General features: G+C 33.2%; 20 protein-coding genes and 1 other RNA gene. 13 read left to right on the top strand and 8 right to left on the bottom strand.

The annotated features are described in order from the left end of the window. Positions 1 to 90: 90 nt before the first annotated feature. The 6 genes from GA0061081_RS02810 to GA0061081_RS02835 all read right to left on the bottom strand — a co-directional run bounded on the left by GA0061081_RS02810 (position 91) and on the right by GA0061081_RS02835 (position 5,675). The gene (locus GA0061081_RS02810) at positions 91 to 738 is read right to left on the bottom strand and encodes an ElyC/SanA/YdcF family protein (protein ID WP_091346871.1); all 648 of its coding nucleotides are present in this window, start codon (positions 736 to 738) and stop codon (positions 91 to 93) included. 1 nt (position 739) lies between these two features. Continuing rightward, positions 740 to 1,429 carry a CidB/LrgB family autolysis modulator gene (locus GA0061081_RS02815; RefSeq protein WP_091346873.1) on the bottom strand — a complete coding sequence of 230 codons (690 nt, stop codon included), beginning with the start codon at positions 1,427 to 1,429 and terminating at the stop codon, positions 740 to 742. Continuing rightward, positions 1,426 to 1,881, bottom strand: coding sequence for a CidA/LrgA family protein (locus GA0061081_RS02820; RefSeq protein WP_091346875.1), 456 nt, complete (start codon positions 1,879 to 1,881; stop codon positions 1,426 to 1,428). The genes GA0061081_RS02815 and GA0061081_RS02820 overlap by 4 nt, the downstream gene beginning before the upstream one ends. A gap of 96 nt (positions 1,882 to 1,977) precedes the next feature. Then, positions 1,978 to 3,411, bottom strand: a complete 1,434-nt coding sequence (gene sbcB, locus GA0061081_RS02825) for an exodeoxyribonuclease I (RefSeq protein WP_091346877.1) — start codon at positions 3,409 to 3,411, stop codon at positions 1,978 to 1,980. Positions 3,412 to 3,539: 128 nt separating this feature from the next. After that, positions 3,540 to 4,025 (bottom strand): ubiquinone anaerobic biosynthesis accessory factor UbiT, encoded by a 486-nt coding sequence (gene ubiT, locus GA0061081_RS02830; RefSeq protein WP_091347246.1) that lies wholly within the window; start codon positions 4,023 to 4,025, stop codon positions 3,540 to 3,542. Between the two features lie 21 nt (positions 4,026 to 4,046). Then, a complete protein-coding gene (locus GA0061081_RS02835; protein WP_091346879.1) occupies positions 4,047 to 5,675 on the bottom strand; it encodes a Na+/H+ antiporter in 1,629 nt (542 codons plus the stop codon). A gap of 155 nt (positions 5,676 to 5,830) precedes the next feature. On the opposite strand from GA0061081_RS02835, the gene recO reads away from it, so the two are divergent. Next, complete coding sequence (gene recO / locus GA0061081_RS02840) at positions 5,831 to 6,523, top strand: DNA repair protein RecO (protein WP_091346881.1); 693 nt, start codon at positions 5,831 to 5,833, stop codon at positions 6,521 to 6,523. A gap of 29 nt (positions 6,524 to 6,552) precedes the next feature. Here recO and GA0061081_RS02845 read toward each other — a convergent pair whose 3' ends face one another. Continuing rightward, positions 6,553 to 7,008, bottom strand: a complete 456-nt coding sequence (locus GA0061081_RS02845) for a YaiI/YqxD family protein (RefSeq protein ID WP_091346884.1) — start codon at positions 7,006 to 7,008, stop codon at positions 6,553 to 6,555. Between the two features lie 242 nt (positions 7,009 to 7,250). Here GA0061081_RS02845 and thrS point away from each other — a divergent pair, with 242 nt between their 5' ends. The 12 genes from thrS to GA0061081_RS02905 all read left to right on the top strand — a co-directional run bounded on the left by thrS (position 7,251) and on the right by GA0061081_RS02905 (position 19,905). Then, positions 7,251 to 9,176: a threonine--tRNA ligase gene (thrS, locus tag GA0061081_RS02850; RefSeq protein WP_091346886.1), complete on the top strand. Its 1,926-nt coding sequence runs from the start codon at positions 7,251 to 7,253 to the stop codon at positions 9,174 to 9,176. Between the two features lie 27 nt (positions 9,177 to 9,203). Continuing rightward, complete coding sequence (gene infC / locus GA0061081_RS02855) at positions 9,204 to 9,743, top strand: translation initiation factor IF-3 (protein WP_065587350.1); 540 nt, start codon at positions 9,204 to 9,206, stop codon at positions 9,741 to 9,743. 84 nt (positions 9,744 to 9,827) lie between these two features. Beyond that, complete coding sequence (gene rpmI, locus GA0061081_RS02860; protein ID WP_025315575.1) at positions 9,828 to 10,025, top strand: 50S ribosomal protein L35; 198 nt, start codon at positions 9,828 to 9,830, stop codon at positions 10,023 to 10,025. A gap of 31 nt (positions 10,026 to 10,056) precedes the next feature. After that, entirely contained in the window at positions 10,057 to 10,410 is a 354-nt protein-coding gene (gene rplT, locus GA0061081_RS02865; RefSeq protein WP_024496189.1) for a 50S ribosomal protein L20, read from the top strand. A 217-nt stretch (positions 10,411 to 10,627) separates the two neighbouring features. Further along, on the top strand, positions 10,628 to 11,611 hold the full coding sequence (gene pheS, locus GA0061081_RS02870; protein WP_091346887.1) for a phenylalanine--tRNA ligase subunit alpha: 984 nt from the start codon (positions 10,628 to 10,630) through the stop codon (positions 11,609 to 11,611). Between the two features lie 16 nt (positions 11,612 to 11,627). Next, on the top strand, positions 11,628 to 14,015 hold the full coding sequence (gene pheT, locus GA0061081_RS02875) for a phenylalanine--tRNA ligase subunit beta (RefSeq protein WP_091346889.1): 2,388 nt from the start codon (positions 11,628 to 11,630) through the stop codon (positions 14,013 to 14,015). Positions 14,016 to 14,019: 4 nt separating this feature from the next. Further along, on the top strand, positions 14,020 to 14,313 hold the full coding sequence (locus tag GA0061081_RS02880; RefSeq protein WP_065637551.1) for an integration host factor subunit alpha: 294 nt from the start codon (positions 14,020 to 14,022) through the stop codon (positions 14,311 to 14,313). Positions 14,314 to 14,456: 143 nt separating this feature from the next. Further along, an RNA gene (ffs, locus tag GA0061081_RS02885) (signal recognition particle sRNA small type) lies at positions 14,457 to 14,552 on the top strand. 210 nt (positions 14,553 to 14,762) lie between these two features. Then, entirely contained in the window at positions 14,763 to 15,632 is an 870-nt protein-coding gene (gene htpX, locus GA0061081_RS02890; RefSeq protein ID WP_091346891.1) for a protease HtpX, read from the top strand. A 122-nt stretch (positions 15,633 to 15,754) separates the two neighbouring features. Beyond that, entirely contained in the window at positions 15,755 to 17,695 is a 1,941-nt protein-coding gene (locus GA0061081_RS02895; protein ID WP_091346892.1) for a peptidase U32 family protein, read from the top strand. 528 nt (positions 17,696 to 18,223) lie between these two features. Continuing rightward, a complete protein-coding gene (locus GA0061081_RS11060) occupies positions 18,224 to 18,811 on the top strand; it encodes a helix-turn-helix domain-containing protein (RefSeq protein WP_167349283.1) in 588 nt (195 codons plus the stop codon). A 50-nt stretch (positions 18,812 to 18,861) separates the two neighbouring features. Continuing rightward, the gene (locus GA0061081_RS02905; RefSeq protein ID WP_091346896.1) at positions 18,862 to 19,905 is read left to right on the top strand and encodes a YdgH/BhsA/McbA-like domain containing protein; all 1,044 of its coding nucleotides are present in this window, start codon (positions 18,862 to 18,864) and stop codon (positions 19,903 to 19,905) included. Positions 19,906 to 19,972: 67 nt separating this feature from the next. Here GA0061081_RS02905 and hrpA read toward each other — a convergent pair whose 3' ends face one another. Next, positions 19,973 to 23,848 (bottom strand): ATP-dependent RNA helicase HrpA, encoded by a 3,876-nt coding sequence (gene hrpA, locus GA0061081_RS02910; protein WP_091346898.1) that lies wholly within the window; start codon positions 23,846 to 23,848, stop codon positions 19,973 to 19,975. Between the last annotated feature and the right edge of the window lie 43 nt (positions 23,849 to 23,891).

Below are 23,891 nucleotides of genomic sequence, written 5' to 3' on the forward strand. Positions count from 1 at the left end.
TATTAGACTATAAGTTTTTTTGCTCTGTTTTTATGCTTAAACACAACTTTCTTGAAATTTTTTTTACAAAATTTTTCTTTCTAAGAATGTTTATTGAACAGTAGAAAGAATCGGAATTACGGGACCAAGGTATTTAGGTTCTTTTTTTAGAACGTAAAGATCAATAAAAGCGCCAACGCGAGCAAACATTTCACGAATGCGAACTAGCTTCATGCTTTTAGGAGAAGGTACGGCAAAACATTGTGCTTGTATGCCTTGTGCAAGAGCAATAAAAATGGCTCGTTCACAATGAAATTCTTGAGTGATGATAGTAAAATCATTTGCATCAAAAACTTTATTCGCTCGAATAATTGAATCAAAAGTACGGAATCCTGCATAATCTAAAACAATTGAATCACTAGGAATACCTGCTTTGACTAAGTCTTTTTTCATGGTGATGGGTTCGTTGTAACTTAAAAGAGCGTTATCGCCACTTAGTAATAGATAATCAACTTTATTTTGCCAATAAAGATTGATTGCGCCATCAATACGATTGCGATAAAAATCATTTAAACCACCACCTCGAACATATTTTGATGTGCCAAGAACAACACCAATCGCTCGATAGGGGAGTTTGTTTTCATCATGGTAAATATAAGGTGCAGTTTTATAACTGATCCAATAATCTAAACTGACAATTGCAATCATCGAAATTAAGCTGAAACTAGCAATACAAGCAATAAGCTTTTTTAATTTCATGCTAAAACCAGTTAAAAATAAGTACCATTATTGGAAATAAAAACGGAGCTGTCAACGATGTCATGACACCACATAAAACTAATGATAACGAACTATACGCACCTTCATTATAATCCACCTCAATACAACGAGCAGTACCAACTGCGTGTGATACAGCGCCAATAGATAATCCTCTTGCAGGTGCTGACTTTATTTTTGCTAAATTTAATATCTGGTGCCCAAATATACCACCTAGTGTACCGACAAATATTACACATAATGCAGCTATTGATGGAACACCACCTTGGCTACCTGCAATTGTGACCGCAATGGCTGTAGTAACTGATTTTGGTAGTACTGATGCAGCAATTTCGATATTTCCTCCTAACCAAAATACAATACAAACACCAGTTATCATTGATGCAAGTGAAGCGGTAAATGTAATAATCATTATTGATTTCCATCGCGCTTTAATTTGTGGAATAAGTTCATATAAAGGATAGGCTAAGGCAACAACAGAATAAGGTAATAACTCATTAATGATTTGTACGTTACGGACGTATTTGGTGTAATTCGTTTTAGTTATTAGCAAAATTGGGATTAGAACAATAACCGTAACTACTAAGGGATTAAATAGCGGATTTTTTATTTTAAACGACATTCTTCGAACAATGAGAAAAACACAAAGCGTTAATGGCAACATCCATATCATGGCTGATTATCCTCATTTTTTTGTGATTCAATTGAATTTTGGGGGACTGTTTTATGAAAATATTCTGTTAAAAAAGCGGTAAAAAGTAATACGATAAGAGTACCACCAACACAGCCAAATATAATTGGAATCCAATTTTGCAATAAAAGAGAATAATTATCCATAATCCCCATAGCAGCAGGAACAAAAAGTAATGTCATATAGCGCATAAAAAGATTACAACTATTTTTAATCCAACAAGTTGGGATTAACTGAAAAGCTAATAAAAAAAATAGGATTAGTAGTCCAATAATACTGCCAGGAATCATTATTGGTAATAATTTAGAAATTATATTACCCGCCCATAAACAGAGAGTTAAAACGAGTAAACCTCGACCATAACTAAAAGCAGTATAGTAGAAAGAATAAAGTCGATGTTTGATTGTGGCGTGCTTAGCTAAAAAATGTTTCATTATGTAAATGCTAATTATCTTAATCTTTAATTATGATGATTATGCCTACGTTAGAGTAGACTATATTTGTCTATATGATACGCCCGCTAAGATTAATTATCCAACTAAATAATGGCAATAGTTATAAAGTTCTTTAATTATTGCTAATTTTTTGGGGTTTTGAATATAAGTTTCGGCAAGTTGTTCTAATGTTAATAAGTAATCTTGTATTTTTGATGTATTGAGTTTATCACGACAATAATCTAGCCAGATTATTTGTTCTTGTTCTGTTAGTGTTTGTGGATAATTCCGTGCTTTGTATCTAAAAAATAGGGTTGCTAAGCGAGGGTCATCAAACGTTGGCGATAAAGTATCTAATAAATTAATTGGTGTTGTTCTAATCTTTTCACAACGTAAATTATCTTGTTTATTTAAAAAGCCAGCATATATTTGAGAATCAACATCAGAATGATGTGAGTAATTATCATCTATTATGAATAATTCTCTCATTTTATTTTGTAATATTTTTTTGTGCTGAAATAATTGTTGTTGATTGATCAAACAGTGGTTTACATCAAAATTAAACCTTTTTGCATTTTCAGGTAGTAGTGTTTTTATCGGGGCAACAATAGGGCATTTATTAATATGAATTAGTTTTAAAGGAATTCGTGATTCATTAAGCTCAAGATCTTCTGTTTTGGTATAAAGCTTTTCTTTAATTCTTTCTACAGGCAAATCAATAATTGAATTGATATCACCAGTTAAATCACAAACAATTACGGCGTTATTTTGTAATGGATGCCAAGCTATAGGGCAAACTAATGACATATTACCGCGATAGCTACCAAGCATACCCGATACGTGAACAATGGGTGTCATATTAACGGTATCAATAAGTTCTGCTACTTTATTTTTATTGCGTAATGTAAAAAAATAATTGAAAAGCTTAGGTTGTTTTTCTTTTACTAATTTGGCCATTGCAATAGTTGCATAAACATCAGACATCGCATCATGCGCATGTTCGTGCTCGATATTGTTTGCTTTTGATAAATGTTCTAAACGAAAGCTTGGTAGATTTTCATCATTGATTGGCCAATTAATTCCTTCTGGTCTTAGTGCATAACAAGCTCGAACTACATCAAGAAGATCCCATCTAGAATTTCCATTTTTCCAACTATAAGCGTAAGGATCATAAAAATTACGATATAAAATATTACGTGTTACTTCATCGTCAAAACGAATGTTGTTATACCCTAAAATACAGGTATTGGGCACACTAAATTCTTGATGGATTAGGCGAGTAAATTCTGCTTCACAAACACCTTTTTGATTGGCTTCTTGCGGGGTAATTCCTGTAATTAGTGCTGCTTCTGGGTTAGGCAAATAATCTTGGGCTTGTGAACAATATATAATTAATGGTTCTTTAATAATATTAAAATCTTTATCAGTTCGGACGCCAGCAAACTGTGCTGGCCTATCTAAAGAAGGGTTAACGCCAAAAGTCTCATAATCGTGGAAGTAAAAAGTCTGTTGTTCTTGATCGTTTTTCATTGTGTGATTTCGCTCGTAATTATTTTACTCTATTCCAGAAGCTGTTATGTTTATTCTTGAACACAGATATGGTACTAAGGAGATTTTACCTGAATATTCGATTTTAGAAGACCTTACTTTATTTTTTACTAGTTGATAGGCACACTTTCGATAATATTTGCCAGCTTTTCAAGTGTTAGTCTTAAAAATTTGGGCATGGTTTCTAATTCAATTGAGTCCATAAGGTTTTTTACATAAAGTCCCAATTCAGTATCTCCTTCAACAATTAAGCGGCGTTGAAAAAATAGGGTATCGGGATCTTGACGTCTAGTTGCTATCATAATTAAATCATTAGCATTAGCGATAAAGCTCACATCAGAAATTTCTTCTCGACTAACAACTAGTTTATTTTCGATCAGGCTTACAAACCAGATAAGTCCTAGATCTGTAACTTCAATTTTAAGCCAACGATTTTCTAAAAAATCAAGATCACCATCTTCTAGGGAATGTTCAAATTGTAAATGTAATAATTGTTCTATGGCTTGTTTTTTGATACTAAAAGGAATGCACCGCAAGGTAAGCCCCAAAACATGGGGCGCATTATTGACAAACTGTGAATGAATCTTGCTTAAGATTTGTTTTTTTTCTCCAATCATTTATGCATCCCCAGAAATCATTTTCTCATAAATATCCAAATCGGTATTTAAATGTTCAAAAACCTCTTCACTAACCTCATTACGAACTTTCATTTGTAAAAGAGCAGTACGTTCTGCACCTATAGCAACTAAACGCATACGTCTTTCTAAATTTTCTGCTTCAAGAGCTTTTTGCTCTAAATCTTTAAGACCGGTTCTACGCCTTAGCGAACCGATAACACGTGAGCCGACTTCATGAATAATTTCTTGATCTACTCGGTCTTCAGCTGTTTCTTGCAACAAATTATTTTGCATTTTTTCCAGGCTTACAATTGCCTCTTCAGCCATATGACCTTTTACAGTTAAAATTTCATTGGTTTGTTCTGAATTATCTAAAATAACACTACCTCTTAATAAGATAGGCAATATAATTACTGCAACAACCAATGAAATTAAAATAATACCGGTTGCAATAAAAACAAGCTGATAACGACCGCCAATTGTCATTGGAATAGACAATACACCAGCTAAAGTGATGGCACCTCGAACTCCAGCAAATGTTGAAATAAGCAGGTCTCGGTTTGAATAGGATCTGAATGCAAGAGGTCGTTTGGTTCCAAATGGCATTATAGGCATATGCTTCATTGCCCATAACCAAGCAAATCGAGTTCCCATTAATACTGCAAAAACAAATAGAACAATTAAACATAATTGCCATACTTCAATCGAGGTATCGATCTGATTTTCAGCAAAAGTATTGTGAAGAATACTTGGTAATTGAATACCTAATAACACGAATACAAAACCATTAAAGACAAACGTTAACATTGACCATGTACTATCTGATTGTAAACGCGCAGTTAAAGGAGCATTTCGCATCATACCAGAATGATTAACCGTCATACCTGCACTTACTGCAGCCAAAATACCAGAACAATGACATTCCTCAGCAATAATATAAGCGGCAAACGGAAGTAAGAATAATAATACGATTTGGATTGCAGGGTCATTGTGAGTCAGTTGATTTATTTTACGCAAAATACGTGCATATAACCAAGTAAATAAAACGCCAATAGCCAAGCCACCAATAGCAACTATAAAAAATTGTACGCTAATATCAAAGATGTTAAATACTGCATCACCAACTGCAATAGCAATAGCAAAATTCAAAGACACCAAACCTGAAGCATCATTCATTAATGCTTCACCTTCAATGATTTCCATCTTTTCTTTTTCAATACGCCCTTTACCAACAATTCCACTTAATGCAACAGCATCAGTTGGAGATAACACCGCAGCTAAAGCTAAACCTGCAGCTAATTCAACATTTGGTAATATCCAATGAAGAATATAACCTAATGCTATAATAGAGATAACAACTAAAACTAAAGCCAATCCGACAATTTCTCTACCATTGTATATGAAATCTTTTACTGATGTTTTGCGTCCATCAGCAAAAAGTAAAGGCGGAATAAATAAAACAAGAAATAGTTTTGGATCAAATTCTACATAAACGTTAAACGCCGCCAATATGCAACCTAATAATATTTGCATTAATGGTAGTGGAATTTGAATTGGTAACATTTTAACAACGACACCAGAAAGTGATACAATTAACACTAGAAGTAAAATTATTGAAAAAAGTTCCATAGCTTGTCTTTTATTTATCCTATAATCCTATTGTTTGCATTGATTATATCGGATCTTTAGTTAAATTTCAGGTGAAAATTTCATAGAATTATTTAAATTTTGGTCAAATGCAATTATTAATCAAAAAATAGTGATGTAATTAAAAGGCATTTTGAATGGAAAATTGGCAAAGAGCATTTATACTACATACCCGATCTTATACAGAAAGCAGTTTATTAGCCGATCTTTTTGTTGAAAATGTCGGAAAGGTAACAGTATTAGCAAAAGGAGCTAGGAGAAAGAGTTCAGCATTGAAAGGCATGTTACAACCTTTTACTCCACTCATTGTACAATACTCAGGCCAAGGTGAAATAAAAACATTGCGGCAAGTTGAAGCTATGTCGCTGGCATTGCCGTTGGTATCTGTTTTTTTATATAGCGCATTTTATTTAAATGAATTATTACATCGAGTTTTAGTTGCAGAAACTGAAATACCAACTCTTTTTGATGACTATTTAAAAAGTTTACAACAACTAGCTCAACAAGTACCAGCTGAAAATGTATTGCGAACATTTGAATTATCGTTATTAGAAAATTTAGGTTATCACATTGATTTTTTCCATTGTTATATTACTGGTGATGATGTTGTCAAATCTATGTATTATCAATATCAATCAGAAAAAGGTTTTATGAGCAGTTTATTGCAAAATAGTACTAGTTTTACAGGTGAACAAGTTTTGGCTTTAGGAAAACGTCAATTTAATAATGAAAATACGTTAAAAGCAGCTAAGCGTTTTACTAGAATGGCTTTAAAGCCTTATGTAGGGTCTAAACCTTTTAAAAGTAGAGAGTTATTTCTAAAAATTTAGGATCTTAAATTATTAAAAATAACTTTTAGTTAAACTTTATTAGAAACTTGATTAATTAATATATCAAGCTGATTTGCAAATTTTTCTCGGTCTTTATTGGTAAACATAGTTGGGCCTTTAGACTGTATACCACTGGCACGCATAGTTTCCATAAAATCTCGCATAGTTAATCGTTCTTTAATTGTATCAAGCGTATACTTTTCACCTCTAGGCGTAAGTACGAAAGCACCTTTATTTAAAACATCGGAAGCAAGCGGAATGTCAGATGTAATAACTAAATCATTTGTTTTGACTAACTCAATAATTTTATTGTCTGCAATATCAAATCCTTTTTCAACTTGTAAAGTTTTAATATAAGGTGAGAAAGGGATTGTTAATCGTTGGTTAGCAATCAATGTTGTATAAATTGCTTTGCGATTAGCTACACGATATAAAATTTCTTTAATTGGAGAAGGGCATGCATCAGCATCAATCCAAATATTCATAGCAGCTATATCTATATTATTAATAGCTAGCAATTATAACTATTATTCTAAAAAACAACTATTTATTTTTATCAAATGTTTAAATGAATATGCCTTTTAGTTTATTTTTTGAATTTATTTAGAGTGATATAATAGTTATTTTTCTATTCAAAATCCTGATGATAAGTGGTAGTATATCGGACCAATTTATTTAGTACGCAAGTGCGCTTTCGTGTGGCGCACCACTGTTATAAGGATTTATTATGCCAATTATTACTCTTCCTGATGGAAGTCAACGCCAATTTGATAAACCCGTTACCGTTTTAGAAGTTGCACAAAGTATTGGTGCAGGGCTGGCAAAAGCTTGTATAGCTGGGCGTGTAAATGGTGAGCGTAAAGATGCCTGTGATGTTATTGATCAAGACGCAACATTAGCCATCATTACCGCTAAAGATGAAGATGGACTTGAAATTATTCGCCATTCTTGTGCTCATTTATTAGGTCATGCTATTAAACAGCTATGGCCTGATACACAAATGGCAATCGGTCCAACAATTGATAATGGCTTTTACTATGATGTTGATTTAGAGCGCTCTCTAACGCAGGAGGATCTTGATGCATTAGAAAAACGGATGCATGATTTGGCTAAAAAAGATTATGAAGTAAAGAAAGAAATAGTTAGTTGGGAACAAGCTCGAGAAGTCTTTTGGGAGCGACGTGAACCATATAAAATTGCTATCTTGGATGAGAATATCGCTAAAGATTCAAAACCAGCTCTTTATCACCATGAAGAATATATTGATATGTGTCGTGGACCTCATGTACCTAATATGCGTTTTTGCCACCATTTTAAATTGCAAAAAGTTGCAGGTGCTTATTGGCGTGGTAATAGTGAAAATAAAATGTTACAACGTATTTATGGGACAGCATGGGCAGATAAAAAACAACTTGATAGCTATTTACAATTTTTAGAAGAAGCGGCTAAACGTGATCACCGTAAAATAGGTAAACAGCTCGATCTTTATCATATGCAAGAAGAAGCACCGGGTATGGTGTTTTGGCATAATGATGGATGGATTATTTTCCGTGAACTAGAGGTTTTTGTTCGTACAAAATTGAAAGAGTACGATTATCAGGAAGTAAAAGGTCCATTTATGATGGATCGTGTTTTGTGGGAAAAAACAGGACATTGGGGTAATTATAAAGAGTTAATGTTTGTCACTTCATCTGAAAATCGTGAATATTGTATTAAACCAATGAACTGCCCAGGACACGTGCAAATTTTTAATCAAGGTTTAAAATCTTATCGTGATTTACCATTACGTATGGCGGAATTTGGTAGTTGTCATCGAAACGAGCCATCTGGATCTTTACACGGATTAATGCGTGTTCGAGGTTTTACCCAAGATGATGCACATATTTTCTGTACTGAGGACCAAATTCGCAGTGAAGTAAACAGCTGTATCAAAATGGTTTATGATACTTATAGTACTTTCGGCTTTAATGATATTACTGTTAAGTTATCTACTCGCCCTGAAAAACGCATTGGTAAAGATGAAACATGGGATCTTGCAGAAAAAGATTTGGCCGAATGTTTAACAGAAAATGGTATTGAGTTTGAATATCTACCTGGTGAAGGTGCCTTTTATGGTCCAAAAATCGAGTTTACCCTACATGACTGTTTAGGTCGCGCATGGCAATGTGGTACAGTTCAGCTAGACTTTATGCTGCCAGAACGTTTAGATGCAACTTATGTTGGTGAAGATAACGAACGTCATGTTCCAGTTATGATTCATAGAGCTATTTTAGGTTCAATGGAGCGCTTTATGGGAATCTTAACAGAGAACTGTGCAGGATTTTTCCCTACATGGCTTGCTCCATTGCAAGTTGCAGTAATTAATATTACCGATAATCAAGCTGAATATGCAAAACAATTAACCGCACAACTACAAAAAGTTGGGATTAGAGCAAAAGCGGACTTGAGAAATGAGAAAATAGGGTTTAAAATTCGCGAGCATACTCTTAAACGTGTTCCTTATATGTTTGTTTGTGGAGACAAAGAAATGGAATCAGGAACAATTTCAGTTCGAACTCGTCAAGGTAAAGATCTTGGTAGCTTTGAAGTGAAACATGTTATAGAATTGTTGCTTAACGAAATTCATAGTCGTTCATTAGAACAAATGAATTAATGATAAATTAATTTGGAGGAATGAGATATTAAAGTCAGTAAACGAATTCAGTCAACACGAGCACATAAGATCAACGATGAAATTACCGCTCGTGAGGTGAGATTAACCGGCGTCGATGGTGAGCAGCTCGGTATAGTAAGCTTAGATGAAGCTTTAAAACAAGCTGAAGAAGCAACTTTAGATTTAGTTGAAATAAGCCCTAATGCGGAGCCACCTGTTTGTCGAATTATGGATTATGGCAAGTTCCTCTATGAAAAGAGTAAAGCAACAAAAGAACAGAAGAAAAAGCAAAAGGTTGTTCAGGTTAAGGAAATTAAGTTCCGACCTGGTACAGACGAAGGCGACTATCAGGTAAAACTCCGCAGCCTGATTCGCTTTCTTGAAGATGGCGATAAAGCCAAGGTCACATTACGTTTTCGTGGTCGTGAAATGGCTCACCAACAGTTAGGTTCTGAAATGCTTGATCGCATTAAAGAAGATTTAGCTGATTTGGCGATTATTGAATCTTATCCAACTAAGATTGAAGGACGCCAAATGATCATGGTACTTGCGCCGAAGAAAAAGTAATGGTTCTACAAGTGAATTTTTAAATTATTGAAAATTACACCATTATTTTATTTTTATTAACAATGCGAAGTGGAAATTAATAAAATGCCTAAAATTAAAACTGTAAGAGGCGCAGCAAAGCGCTTTAAAAAAACAGCTTCTGGCGGCTTTAAGCATAAACAAGCTAACAAAAGCCATATCTTAACTAAAAAATCAACCAAACGTAAACGTCATTTACGTGGTTTGACAACTGTGTCAAAAGGCGATTTAGGTTTAGTTACTGCGTGTGTTCCATACGCTTAATTCATGGTTAATTATTTAGAGGATATAGTTTATGGCTCGTGTTAAACGTGGTGTTATTGCTCGTGCACGTCACAAGAAAATTTTAAAACAAGCAAAAGGTTATTATGGTGCTCGTTCACGTGTATATCGTGTTGCATTCCAAGCTGTAATCAAAGCTGGACAATATGCTTACCGTGACCGTCGTCAACGTAAGCGTCAATTCCGTCAATTATGGATTGTACGTATTAATGCTGCAGCACGTCAATGTGGTCTTTCATATAGCCGTTTTATCAATGGTCTAAAGAAAGCTTCAATTGAAATAGATCGTAAGATTCTTGCTGATATTGCTGTATTTGACAAAAATGCATTTGCCGCATTAGTCGAGAAAGCTAAAGCTGCACTGTAATAAGCTTTATAAGAGCCGAGTTATCTCGGCTTTTATCATTTTAAGTTTTAATTTTTTATTATAAAGAGTAATTTGATCATGAATTTAGTTATTTTTTGTTTATTTTTTGGCTTCTTTAATAATACTAATTCGTGAGGCAAAGAAAAAACAAAAAATGATTATAAAAGCCTCAAAGAGAGGCTTTTTTTATGTAATGAACAATAAGCAGGAGAACTGTATGTCTCAATTAGTTGAACTGGTAAATAATGCCAAATCCGCTATTGAAAGTGCTAATGACATTAATACGATCGAACAAATTCGTGTAGAATATTTTGGTAAAAAGGGCTATTTTACAATGCAAATGGCTTCATTACGTGATGTTCCTGCCGATGAACGTCCATCTGTCGGTCAAAAAATCAATGATGCAAAACAAGAAGTCATTGAAATATTAAATCAAAAGCGTAATCTTTTAGAGCGTCAGGCTCTTGATGCAAAACTAGCTAATGAAACAATTGATATTACGTTGCCAGGAAAGTCACTTGAATTAGGTGGACTACACCCAGTCACAAAAACAATTAATCGATTAGTCGAATTCTTTGGTGAACTTGGTTTTGTTGTTGAAACTGGTCCAGAAATTGAAGATGACTACCATAATTTTGATGCACTGAATATTCCTGCTCACCATCCTGCCCGCGCTGATCACGATACATTTTGGTTTGACGCAAAACGACTATTAAGAACACAAACCTCAACCGTACAAATTCGCACAATGGAAAATCAAAAACCTCCAATCAGAATCATAGCTCCAGGGAGAACTTATCGTAATGATTACGACCAAACTCACACGCCAATGTTTCACCAAATGGAAGGTTTACTTGTTGATAAAAATATCAGTTTTACTCATTTAAAAGGGCTATTACATGATTTTTTACATTGCTTTTTTGAAGATGATATGGAAATTCGTTTTAGACCCGGTTATTTTCCATTTACAGAACCTTCAGCTGAAGTTGATATTAAAGCTAAAAATGGCAAATGGTTAGAAGTACTAGGTTGCGGAATGGTTCATCCCAATGTTCTACGTAATGTAGGTATTAATCCTGAAGTATATAGTGGTTTTGCTTTTGGTATGGGGATAGAACGATTAACCATGCTGCGTTACGGTGTCACTGACTTGCGTTCTTTTTTTGAAAATGATTTACGTTTTTTAAAACAATTTAATTAATTCTGGAGATCAAAACATGAAATTTAGTGAAAGTTGGCTACGTGAATGGATCAATCCAGAAATTAGTAGCAGTACGCTAGCAGAACAATTAACAATGGCTGGTTTAGAGGTTGATAATATTGAAAAGGTTGCTGGTGACTTTTCTGGTGTGGTTGTTGGTAAAATCGTTGAATGTATGCAACACCCTAATGCCGATAAACTACGTATTACAAAAGTCGATATAGGTAAAGCAGAACCACTTAATATCGTCTGTGGTGCACCAAATTGCCGTCAAGGATTAACCGTTGCTTGTGCAACTGTGGGAGCTGTTTTGCCTGGCGACTTTAAAATTAAAGCAGCTAAACTACGAGGTGAACCATCAGAAGGCATGCTTTGTTCTTATTCTGAATTAGGAATTTCAGATGAGCATAATGGAATTATTGAGTTACCTGATGATGCACCTTTAGGTATGGATATTCGCAACTATTTAAAGCTTAATGACGTTATAATAGATATTAGTGTAACACCAAATCGCGCGGATTGTTTTGGTATTGTTGGTATTGCTAGAGATATTTCAGCAGTTAACAATGTTGTTATGAAAGAACTAAAAGTCGACAGTGTACCAGCAACGATTACCGATACATTACCAGTTCAGGTTGATGAACCAAAAGCAGCACCACGCTATTTAGGTAGAATCATTAAAAATATTAATGTTAATGCAACAACACCTCTTTGGATGAAAGAAAAACTTCGACGTGGTGGAATTCGTTCAATTGACGCAGTGGTTGATATTACTAACTATCTATTATTAGAACTTGGACATCCAATGCATGCATTTGATTTGGCTCAGATAGAAAATGGAATTGTTGTTCGTTATGCAAAGGAAAATGAAAAATTAGTTCTACTAAATGGTAATGAAGTTAAACTTAATGATAAAACTTTAGTTATAGCTGATCACAAAAAAATCTTAGCGTTAGCAGGGATTATGGGTGGAGAAAAATCAGGCGTGACGAAATCGACTAAAAATGTATTTCTTGAGTCAGCCTTTTTTAATCCATTAACCATAACAGGCAGGGCTCGAGAGTATGGTTTGCATACAGATGCTTCACACCGTTATGAACGAGGTGTTGATCCTTTGTTACAATTTACAGCAATGGAAAGAGCTAGCCAATTATTAATTGATATTTGTGGTGGCGAAGTAGGTCCAATTATAGATATAACGCATCAAAATGAGCTTCCTACACAAGCAACTATTGAGTTACATCGTAATAAAATTGATCGTCTCATAGGTTATGAAATAGAAACAAAAAAAATCAGTGATATTTTAATTAGACTTGGTTGTGAAGTTGAATATAATAATAATGTTTGGATTGTAAAATCACCAAGTTGGCGATTTGATTTACACATTGAGGAAGATTTAGTTGAAGAGGTTGTCCGTATTTATGGATATAACAATATTCCAAATGCTAACCTTAAAATTGAATCAGTCATGAAACCTAAACCAGAAAGTCAAATATCGTTACGAAGAATAAAAGACTTATTAGTTGATAAGGGATATCAAGAGGCAGTAACATATAGCTTTGTTAATCCGAAAATTCAGCAAATCCTTCATCCTGAGCAAGCTGAAATAAAATTACCTAATCCAATTTCAAGTGAAATGTCAGTTATGCGTTTATCACTATGGTCAGGGTTATTAGATGCAGTTTTATATAATCAAAATCGTCAGCAAACACGTATCCGATTATTTGAAACAGGTTTGCGTTTTATACCTGATGAAAACTGTGAATTTGGTGTACGACAAGAACTAACGTTGTCTGGTGTTGTTTCTGGTTCTTTATATGAAGAACATTGGCAACTTCCTAAAAAGGATGTGGACTTTTACGATCTTAAAGGTGACCTTGAGACAATTTTTTCTCTTTTAGGCAATACCGAGCAAGTACAGTTTAAAAGAGCAAATCTTTCAGCCTTACATCCAGGACAAAGCGCAGCGATTTATTTAAATGAGGAGCCAATAGGATATTTTGGCGTCTTACATCCAGAAATTGAAAAAAAATTATCTTTAAATAGTAAAACGCTTGTTTTTGAAATAAATTTAGCTAAAATTAGTCAAAAAAGAGTACCTGTTGCTCATGACTTATCCAAATATCCGTCTAATAAACGAGATATTGCTATTATTGTTTCAAAAACAACACCTGCAGCAGATATTATTTCAGAGTGTATAAAAGCAGGTGGTGAGCAACTTATCAAGGTTAATCTTTTTGATGTTTATACAGGTGAAAATATCAAAGAAGATCAAAAAAGTCTTGCTATCAGTTTGATTTTGCAAGATAAATCGCGTACACTTGAAGAAGAAGATATAACAAACATTGTAAGCAAGTGCATCATTGCTTTACAAAATCGTTTTAAAGCCCTATTAAGAGAATAATAATATGACATTAACTAAAGCAGATATTGCAGATCGACTTGCCGAAAAATTTAACATTGATCGTCAAGAAGCTAAAGTCCTTGTTGAACTCTTTTTTGAAGAGATTCGTGTGGCTTTAGAAAAAGGGGAACCAGTAAAGCTATCTGGATTTGGTAACTTTGCAGTCCGTGATAAAAACTCACGTCCTGGACGTAATCCAAAAACAGGTGAAAGTGTAGATATTTCAGCTCGTCGCGTTGTTACATTTAGACCTGGAATCAAATTTAGAGAACGAGTAGAAAAGAACTTAGTTATTTAAATTACTAAAGTTATATTTTTCGTTACTCAATGTAATTGCCTTTCTTTTATTAGCAATATTAGAAAGGCTAGTTTCTTTTTTTATAAAAATAGTTGTATTAATTTCTTAAATAAAGCATAATATTTCCTCCTCAATGGAGTCTCTATGGGTCCTCTTGCAACATTTTTTTGCTCATCAGGTCAGGTCTGGAAGGAAGCAGCCAAAGTAAAAAATATGTGTGTGGGATGTGGCTGATAGGGTCTCCTCCAAACCTCTCTGTTATTATCTAAATATTATTTGGATTGTGTTTAATAAACCAACAAGTCCTATTTAATCTTAAAATATACTTATATTTATAGTTGTATCTATGATTTATTTTTGCGATCATATACACTACGTATTTTTAATCAAAATATTAAGATTTCATTTAATTATTCAAAAATTGATATATACCGAAAGAGAGAAAAATTATGATGCGAGTAGGGTTATTTATTCTAACTAACTTAGCCGTTATGTTTGTATTTGGAATTATCTTAAGCATTTTAGGTGTTGATTCACATAGTACGATAGGTTTACTTATTTTTGCAGCAATATTTGGTTTTGGAGGATCGTTTATATCTCTTCTTTTATCTAAGCGAATGGCTTTAAGATCAGTAGGAGGGCAAATTATTACTCAACCAAGTAATAATCAAGAACAGTGGCTATTTGATGTAGTTCGTCGTTTGTCAGCAGATCTTAATATAAAAATGCCTGATATTGCTATTTATGATGCTCAAGATGTTAATGCTTTTGCAACTGGTGCTACTAAAAATAGATCACTTGTTGCAGTGAGTTCTGGTTTGTTAAATGCTATGACTCAAGATGAAGCTGAAGCGGTGATTGGGCATGAAATGAGCCATATTGCTAATGGCGATATGGTTACAATGACTTTATTACAAGGTGTGCTTAATACTTTCGTTATCTTTATTTCTCGAATTTTAGCATCTGTTGTAGCGCAAGCATTGGATGACCGCAATCGTGGTTTATCACAGTTAGCGTATTTCTTGATAGTTATGGTTTTTGAAACAGTATTTGGTATTTTAGCAAGCCTTATAGCTATGTGGTTTTCTCGTTATCGAGAATTTCACGCAGATGCTGGCTCAGCTAAATTAGTTGGCAGTACAAAAATGATTGCAGCTTTAGAAAAACTAAAAACTAGTTATGAACCAAATGAAGATGCTTCCATCTTAGCATTTTGTATTAATGGTGCAAAAAAAGCGAAATTTTCCGAATTGTTTATGTCTCATCCACCGTTAGAAAAACGTATAGAAGCTTTACGAAATAGAACTTACCAAAACTAATACACGTTTTAGAATAAAAAGTATTGTTTTCCTGAAGATTTTGACAATTATTATTAAATTAACAATAATAATTGTCAAAAAAAGTTTAATCTATCAACTAGTTATATCCTAAAGAGTTTATAATGCCACCATATCATTGCTCCAAGAATAAATTAGAATTACTTAGCCCAGCTAAAAATATCGAAATTGCAAAGCAGGCGATATTACATGGTGCAGATGCCGTATACATTGGTGGACCAAATTTTGGTGCTAGGCATAATGCTGGCAATTCGATAAATGATATTGCCCAATTAGTTGAATTTGCTCATCGCTATTATGCAAAAGTTTTTGTGACTTTAAACACCATACTTCACGATAATGAGCTTGAACCTGCAAGGCAGCTAATTTGGCAATTTTACGATGCAGGTGTTGATGCATTAATTGTGCAAGATATGGGGATCTTGAATATGGACATTCCCCCCATAGATTTGCATGCTAGTACTCAAATGGATATTAGAACACCTGAAAAAGCTAAATTTTTATCCGATGTTGGTTTTTCACAAATAGTACTGGCTCGTGAGCTTAATTTAGCTGAAATAACCCAAATTAGTGAACAGGTTGATGCAAAAATCGAGTTTTTTATTCATGGAGCACTTTGTGTTGCTTATTCAGGACAATGTTATATTTCTCATGCACAAACTGGACGTAGTGCTAATCGAGGGGATTGTTCACAAGCTTGTCGTCTCCCTTTTACTTTAAAAGATGAGCAAGGTCGTGTTGTTGCTTATGAAAAACATCTACTATCAATGAAAGATAATAATCAATCTGACAATCTGCTTGAATTAATTAAAGCCGGTGTAACATCGTTTAAAATAGAAGGACGTTATAAAGATATAAGTTATGTTAAAAATATCACAGCATTTTATCGCCAAAAATTAGATAAGATTTTATCTGAATCATCTGAGTTATCCTCAGCATCAAGCGGTAAGACTGAACACTTCTTTACCCCTGATCCTAATCGAACATTCCACCGAGGAAGTACAGATTATTTTATTAATGGTAGAAAACCAAATATTGGAGCATTTGATTCACCTAAATTTATTGGCTTGCAAATTGGTGAAATAACCAAGGTTACGTCTCAAACTATTGATATCAAATCTGAAAGTACATTAACTAATGGTGATGGTTTAAATATACTAATAAAAAGAGAAATTGTTGGTTTTAGAGCCGATAAAGTTGAAAGGCTTTCGATTAATCTATATCGAATTTATCCAAATGAAATCCCTAAATCGCTTTTTTCAGTCAAATTACCTTATTTGGTTAATCGAAATCTCGATCATATCTGGCAACAAAATTTACTAAAAGAGTCAAGCAACCGTCGTATTGGTGTGTCATTTCAATTGAATAATATAGGAAATGGCGTTGAGCTAGTAGCGAAAAGTGAAGAGGGCATTTGCGTCAAAACAGAACTAAATGGCTATTTCGATCTTGCAACACAACCAGATAAATCACTAAAAAACATTAAAGATAATTTATCAAAGCTAGGACAAACCATATATCACTTAACTGGCTTCACAGCGAATTTATCAGAAATTTATTTTATTCCAAGTAGCCAATTAAACCAACTTAGAAGAGACACTATTGATAAATTAACTATAGCAAGATTAGAAAATTATCATCCTCAAAAACGTAAACCAGAACAAAAACCAGTTCCAATTTACCCTGAAAATCATTTGAGCTTTTTGGCCAACGTTTATAATCATAAGGCAAGAGAATTTTATACACAACATGGGGTCGAATTAATCGAAAGTGCTTATGAAGCACACGAAGTTAAAGATGATGTACCATTAATGACAACCAAACATTGCTTACGATTTGCATTTAATTTATGCCCTAAACAGGCTAAAGGAATTCAAGGTGTTAAAACTAAAGTAACACCAATGAAATTAGTTCAAAATAACGAAGAATTATTACTAAAATTCAACTGTAAAGCCTGCGAAATGCAAGTTTGGGGTAAAATTAAAAATCATATTTTAAAATTACCATTAGCAGGAAGTGATGTTATTTTAATAACCAAAAGTTAAAAATATTTAAAAGAATATTATAAAATTTAGATAAATAATTTGGTAGGAAATAGACAACAAAGTTCGCAATAATGAAAATAATTTAACATAATATACATTATTTTAACGCATTGATTTTATTGGTTTTATTGTTTATATATTATTAATTTTTAAATTAATAATAGGGTTAGTGGGTTTGGTGGCTTAATTTAAATTGACGGCATGATTTATGGCTTACATCCACAGAATTCACGTACGTTTATCGTGGTGCGCATAATGTATATTATGTTAAATAATGTATTTAAGTATATTTTGCTTGATCTATACGAACACTTTATTGTTATTTTTCTACTAATTTTTGTTTTATTTATAAAATATGATAATCTAATCAATCAACGAACTATGATTATTTTTTCTGTTAATATGCAAAATATTTTTAAGACATTACGTTCAAAAAGTTATTCCGTCCCATGTGAATTCTGTAGTATCGGATCTCTTTGTATTCCTATATTACTCAATAATAAGTTAGATAATATATTAGACAGAAAAATGTCTTATGCTAAAGATGAAATTATAGTCAAAGCAAATACTCCTTTTACAAAGTTCTATATTATTCATTCTGGAGCATTAAAAACTTTTGTGACAACTCCAGATAATAATCAACAAATTAATGGCTTTTATTTACCTGGTGATATTGTTGGTTTAGATTCTATTTCAACTAAAATATACAACAATAATATTCAATCACTTACTAACACACTTGTTTGTGAACTTTATTATGACGAACTTATGTCACTAGTTGATACTCAAAAAAATGTTAGAGATATGGTATTTAATTTACTAAGTTCTAGTATTAATAATTATCAAAAATTAGTATTATGCTATTCACAGAAAAAAGCAGATGAGAGACTAGCCACTTTTATATATTCGCTTTATCGACACTATGAACAACGAGGTCATTCTTCATTAAATATTAAACTTATGATGAGTCGAGCTGATATTGCTAACTATTTAGGTTTAAAAATCGAAACTATCAGTAGAAACTTATCAAAGCTTCAGGAAAAAAACATTTTATCAGTTAGAGGAAAATATATATTTATTAAAAACTTAAATGCTTTGATAGATTTAGGCAATTAAATTTATTTATGTTAAAATAATCACAATAATTTATTGTAAGGTCTTAATATATGGCAAGTTTAAAAACGACATTTATTGTAGTAACAATGGCTTTATTCCCTCTTTCCTCATTTGCTGCTCAACAACTAACTGAGGAGCAAGCTAAAGAATTACAGTCATTTAAAAGTATAACTATTCGTGGAGCATTTTATACTGATAATGATTATGTTTTAGCTATGTCCAAAGCGGCAGATAAAGAAGGTGCAGTTTCTTTTTTCATAACCACCACCAATATTAGCCCTTCTAATGATACTTTGCGTATTGTTTACGCTAAATTATATAAAGCGGATGCTCCTAAAGCTGAAGAACAAACTGAAAATTTGCGCAAATTTGAAGGTGTCTATGAATATCCAAAATCTAAAGCAATTCGTTTAGAGCCTTTTAATATTGTGCGTATTCGTGGCTATTTTCCTAATGAATATGATATGAATCAAGCGATTGCTAAAGAAGCCTCTGCTAAAGGTGCTTACGCCTTTTATATTGATTCACGTTCTGAATTAGGTAGTAATATACAAGTTGCAGCCTATTTATTTAAAAAGGATGCACCTGAACGTAAACTACAACCAGAAGATGCTATTCCTTATGATTCTGAAGCAGGCCAACAAGCTCTAGCTAAAGGTGGTGATGCTGCAATGCAAGTTGAAAAACCAGGATATTATTCTCCATCAGCGTTTAATGAAAAGTTTTATGCAGATAAATTTAATAATAAAGTAAAAGTTATTGATCAATCTACTGATAAAATGAAAACTTCTGCTGCAACCAGTATTCATGAATCTGAAGTTACCAAGGTCGCAGCTGAACCTCAACGCGTTAATCGTTACACTGTCACCCTATCAGACGGACGAAAAATTCAAGAATTAAATGATGCAACTGCGGCTAAAATGGTGGCATTTGATACAATTAAATTCAGAGGTTATTATGTCACCGATCAGGAAATTTCTTATCAAGCAGGTAAACGGGCTATTGATGCTGGAGCCAAGTATTATCATATTGCTAGAGTAGCGCATGATTCAAATGGTCCGAATATAACTGTTTTTGTCGATCTTTATCGATAAACTCTAGATAACTGGGCGCATAAGCGCCCTATTTTTTATCGCACAAAGACCTTCATTCAATTAATAGTTATAGCTCAGATTTTACTTTGTCGATTTGTTGCTTAATACGTTTTACTGAAATTGGATATGCAGTACCTAACTGCTGAGCAAATAGATTCACTCTAAGTTCTTCAATCATCCAACGGATATTTGTTACTTTTTCTTGTGATTTTAAGTTTTCTGATAAGCTATTCACCCATTTTTCATATTGAACTTCAACTTCATCAATTATATTCATCGACTGCCTATCTTTAGTGGTATTCAACATTAGTTTTTCAATTCTTTTTTCAATCGCCAATAAATAACGATTGATATCTGGTAGTCTCTTATAGCTTGATTGTGCAACAAAGCCTTTATAAATAAGATGATCCATTTGCTTTTTTATATCAGATAAAGCAAAAGCTAATGATATATCAATTCGCCCCTTTAACTTTTTACCGATGTTGTAATATAAAGTCAAAATGGACTCAACTGCTTTGGCAATATCAACCACAACATCATTAATATGACTTTTGGTATAATCCAATAATGCCTCATAATTATCTTGGTTTTGAATTACCTGACCATTTTTTTCAATCAAATAGTCAACACCACAAGCAATGCAGTCATCAATTAAACTCAGTACCGTACCAAAAGAATTGAAGTATAAGCCTAATTTAGATTTATTTGGTAATTTTTCATGTAAGTACTTGATTGGTGATGGTATATTGAGTATAAGCAAGCGTCTTAGCCCTAGTTTTGTAAGTCTTTGTTGCTCATCTTGATTATCGACTAACTTAATGCTTACAGAATGTTGATTATCAATGATTGCTGGATAAGCTTTAATCGTATAATTTTTATGATTTTCTTCATAGATATTAGGCAAAGAGCCGAAATTCCACTCTGTTAAATTATTTTGTTCAATTTGAACCGTTTTCTTAATTGTTAAAGATGAAAATGCTTGTTGGAGTTGATTTTTGAGTTTTTCTTTTAGTAAAACTAGGTCTTTACTTACAGCAATTTCTTTATTATTACTATCAACAATGCTAAAAGTCATCTTCAAATAGTCAGGAATTTGATCCAATTGCCAATCTTCAGGGGCAACTTTTACACCTGTCATTTTGTGAAATTCGGTTTCTAAACTTTCAAGTAAAGGTTGATTCGTTGAAATACCTTTACTCAAAAATGCATCAGCATAGTTTGGTGCTGGAACAAAATTTCGGCGCAATGATTTAGGTAATGATTTAATTAATGCAATAATTAAATCTTTTCTAAAACCAGGTACTAGCCAATCAAATCCCCTATTTTTGATTTGGTTTAATAGATTAAGAGGTATTTTTATCGTGACGCCGTCACGTTTATGTCCGATATCAAATTGATAACTTAGTGCTAATTTCAAATTATCTTGATTCCAAAAATCAGGAAAGTCATTTAAATTAACCTGTTGTGCCGATTGTTTGATCAGCATTTCTTTCTCAACATTAAGAAAATCAGGATCTGATTTCTGTTTTTGTTTCCACCAAACATCAAAATGTTTAGATGACACAACCGATTTATCTATTCGCTTTTCATAAAAATTAAAAAGTTCATCATCATCTATTAAAATATCTTGCCGGCGAGATTTATGCTCAAGATCTTCAACTTCATTAATCAATTTTTTATTTTTTTTATAAAACTGATGGTTGGTAAACCAATCACCTTCAACCAAAGCGTGACGAATAAATAGAGAACGACTTAATTCAGGATCTATTTTACTATAATTCACCATTCGACTAGCAACAATAGGTAAACCAAATAATGTCACTTTTTCATTTGCAATAGTTGTCCCCTGTTTTTTAGACCACTTTGGTTCATTATAACTATATTTCACCAAATGTTTTGCTATGGGCTCAATCCATTCCGCTTCAATTTTAGCTACCGTCCTTCCCCATAGCCGGCTGGTTTCTATCAGTTCACTTGCGATACACCATTTAGGTTGATTTTTGAAAAGTGCCGAATTAGGAAAAATTGCAAATTTAATATTACGTGCACCTATATATTCATGCTTTTCAAGCTCTTTCATTCCAATATGGGATAGTAAACCACTTAGTAACGAAATATGTAATGAATTATAATCTGCCGCTTTACTATTAATAGGAAATGCTAATTGTTTAATCGTCTGTCTAATTTGTGTATAAACATCTTGCCATTCCCGAATTCGAAGGTAGTTTAAAAAATCTTTTTGGCATAATCGTCTAAATTGATTTCCGGATAGTATATTTTGTTGTTCTTTAATATAATTCCATAAATTGATTAAAGAAATAAAATCGGATTCCTTATCAATAAAACGACGATGTTTTTCATCAGAAGCTTGTTGCTTATCAAACGGTCTTTCTCTTGGATCTTGAATTGATAATGCAGCTGTAATTATCATGATTTCCTTAGTACAACCTAATCGTCTAGCTTCAACCAGCATTCTCGCCAATCTTGGATCGATAGGTAATTGTGCTAAAATTCGCCCTATTTCGGTTAAATGATATCGATGATGTCTGGTAAAAACAGCTCCAAGTTCTTCTAATAATCGAATGCCATCACGAATATATTTTGCATCAGGTGCTTCAACAAAAGGAAATGCCGCAATGTCACCTAACCCTAACGAAGTCATCTGTAATATTACTGATGCTAAATTAGTACGTAAAATTTCAGGATCGGTAAATTCAGGACGAGATAAAAAATCTTTTTCATCATATAACCGGATGCAGATACCATCTGAAGTTCGTCCACAACGCCCTTTTCGTTGGTTAGCTGAAGCTTGAGATATTGGTTCAATCGGTAAACGTTGAACTTTAGTGCGATAACTATAGCGGCTAATCCTAGCTAAACCCGTGTCGATAACATATTTAATTCCAGGCACCGTTAACGATGTTTCTGCCACATTTGTTGCTAGAACTATTCGCCTTTTAGTATGCGATTGGAAAATTCGATTTTGTTCTGATGCTGATAATCTTGCATATAATGGTAAGATATCAGTATGACGAAGATCCAATTTATTAAGTGTATCGGCAAGATCTCGAATTTCTCTTTCACCAGTTAGAAAAATAAGTATATCACCATCACTTTCAGCTGAAAGTTCATCAATCGCATCTACGATGGATTGAAAATCACTATTTTTATCGTTGCAAGTATCATCTCTATCTAATATTGAAGGACGATATCTAACTTCAACTGGATAGGTACGACCAGACACTTCAATAATTGGTGCTTGGTTGAAATGTTTAGAAAAACGTTCCACATCAATCGTTGCCGATGTAATTATAACCTTCAAGTCTGGACGTTTAGGTAATAATTGCTTAAGGTAGCCTAAAATAAAATCAATGTTTAAGCTACGTTCATGCGCTTCGTCAATAATAATGGTATCGTATTGTAATAAAAGTTTATCTTTTTGAATTTCAGCAAGCAATATACCGTCAGTCATTAATTTAATCAGTGTTGTTTCACTAACATGATCAGAAAATCTGACTTTGAAACCAACTAATTGCCCTATTTCTGTTTTCAACTCATCTGCAATACGATTAGCTACTGAACGTGCGGCTAACCGCCTTGGTTGGGTATGACCTATAAATCCCTTGACGCCTAAACCCAACTCTAGACAGATTTTAGGAATTTGCGTGGTTTTTCCTGAACCTGTTTCGCCTGCGATTATGACCACTTGATGATGCTTAATTGCGTCATAAATTGTTTGTTTTTTTTCAACAACAGGTAGATTATCTGGAAAATCAATGTTCTTTGGTAATGATTCTATTCTAGCTTGGTAATGTAACTTAGCATTTTGTATAGCAGAATCTATATTAGCTATAGTTTGACTTTTTTGGGCAATTTTTATTATTTTGTGCTTATCTAAGAAAGTCATTGAATCAAGGTATTTTAATCGGTCTTGAGGTAACATAGAGAATCAGATATTTTTAATTAACGTCATAATTAGATTTAAT

The sequence above is a fragment of the Gilliamella bombicola genome, assembly GCF_900094945.1.
In the GTDB taxonomy this organism is placed as follows: domain Bacteria; phylum Pseudomonadota; class Gammaproteobacteria; order Enterobacterales; family Orbaceae; genus Gilliamella; species Gilliamella bombicola.